The sequence below is a fragment of the Mesorhizobium sp. M0018 genome (genome assembly GCF_040323955.1).
In the GTDB taxonomy this organism is placed as follows: domain Bacteria; phylum Pseudomonadota; class Alphaproteobacteria; order Rhizobiales; family Rhizobiaceae; genus Mesorhizobium.
Map to the genome: position 1 here is coordinate 1 of NZ_JAMYVL010000072.1, position 1,797 is coordinate 1,797.

Sequence of the window (1,797 nt, forward strand, 5' to 3'; positions counted from 1 at the left end):
CGGGGCGCAGTTGCACCGATCCGATCTCGTCGCGGCAACTCCATCGCGCGGTTCAGGAAGCCGCCGAAGTCGCCGGCATCCGCAAGCGCGTCAGCCCGCATACTCTGCGGCACAGCTTCGCCACCCACCTGCTCGAGCAGGATGTCGACATTCGCGTCATCCAGGTGCTGCTCGGGCACTGCAAGCTCGAAACGACAGCGCTCTACACCAAGGTCTCGACCCGGACGATCCACGCGGTCGCAGGGCCGCTGGACCGGCTGATGGCGCTGATGGAAGGCAAGACGCCGTCCGGCTGAACCGGTGCGCGCCGACCTGGAGGTCGCCGATATCTTCCGTGCTGCCGGCCCCGGATACCGGATCTCCCACGCCGGGCATCTGAGCTTGCAGCAGCTCAAGGTCATGTCGGCGATCGAACAGTGTCGCACCGCTGCGTTGGGTGGTCATGTCGAAGCCTGTGCGGACTGCGGCCAATGGCGGATCGCCTATAACAGCTGCCGTAACCGGCACTGTCCCAGGTGCCAGGGCGCGGCCGCGCGTACATGGCTCGCCGAGCGCGAAGCCGACCTGCTGCCGGTCGGCTACTTCCATGTCGTATTCACGCTGCCGGCCGAAGTCGCCGAGATCGCGTTCCACAACAAGGCGCTGGTCTATGACCTGCTGTTCAAGGCGGCATCGGAGACGATGCTGACCATCGCCGCCGATCCCAGGCATCTCGGCGCGCGCATCGGCATCACCGCCGTGCTCCACACATGGGGATCGGCGATGACCCACCATCCGCATGTCCACATGATTGTGCCGGGCGGCGGCATCGCGCCGGACGGGAGCCGCTGGATATCGTCGCGCGCGGCCTTCCTGCTCCCGGTCAGAGTACTGGGCAAGTTGTTCCGCCGCCTGTTTCTGACCCGGCTGATCGCGCTGCACGACGCCGGTCGGCTCGCCTTCTTCGGCACCCTTGCTCATCTCGTCGAGCGGCAGGCCTTCCTGCGGCACCTGTCGCCGGTCCGGAACAAGCGCTGGGTGGTCTACGCCAAGGCGCCCTTCGCCGGGCCGGAAGCGGTGCTCGCCTACCTGTCGCGCTACACGCACCGGGTTGCCATCTCGAACCGCCGCCTGATCGCCTTCGACGAGGCTGGAGTCACCTTCCGCTACAAGGACTATCGCCGCGATGGTGTCGAGCGCCAGCGCGCCATGACGCTTGCCGCCGACGAGTTCATCCGCCGCTTCCTGCTCCATGTCCTGCCGCGTGGGTTCCACCGCATCCGTCACTATGGACTGCTCGCCAGCTCCGCCCGCAAGGCCAGCCTCGCACTCGCGCGCGAACTGCTGAACGTCGATCTGCCGTCCCAAGACGACACCTCGGAAGAACCGGCTGACGTCCGCCGGCCTTGCCCTTGCTGCGGCGGACGCATGGTCGTCATCGAGAGGTTCGAACGGTGGTGCCAGCCTCGTGCACCGCCTGCATCAAGAGCGCCGAACCGGGAGAACGCCCCATGACCCGGCATGGACCGTCTGCACACACGGCCGCGCCACGCTGGCGCCGGTCAACGGGATGTTATGTGCACGTTGCCGTGACGCCGGTCGTCACGCACACCAATCCCGTCGGAATCAACGCTACAGGCTCTGCGACCTGGCCCGGAAGCCGCTTCCACGACATGCCCACCGCGTCCTATGCGGAAGTTCGCGACAGGCGCTGGCACACCCCGAAACACAAATCCCCATAGCTCACCGCCTGCGGCCCGCGGGTTCCTGCATCAGAGACTTTCGTACGCCTGACGGCACCCGAAACCCTTCAGCAAT

At 66.4% G+C, this 1,797-nt stretch carries 2 protein-coding genes; both read left to right on the forward strand.

Annotation, left to right across the window (positions count from 1 at the left end):
- A partial coding sequence (locus NKJ81_RS32465; protein ID WP_352542974.1) for a tyrosine-type recombinase/integrase occupies positions 1-296 on the forward strand: 296 nt, incomplete at its 5' end.
- 4 nt (positions 297-300) lie between these two features.
- Entirely contained in the window at positions 301-1,494 is a 1,194-nt protein-coding gene (locus tag NKJ81_RS32470) for an IS91 family transposase (protein WP_502904367.1), read from the forward strand.
- The last annotated feature ends 303 nt before the right edge of the window (positions 1,495-1,797 follow it).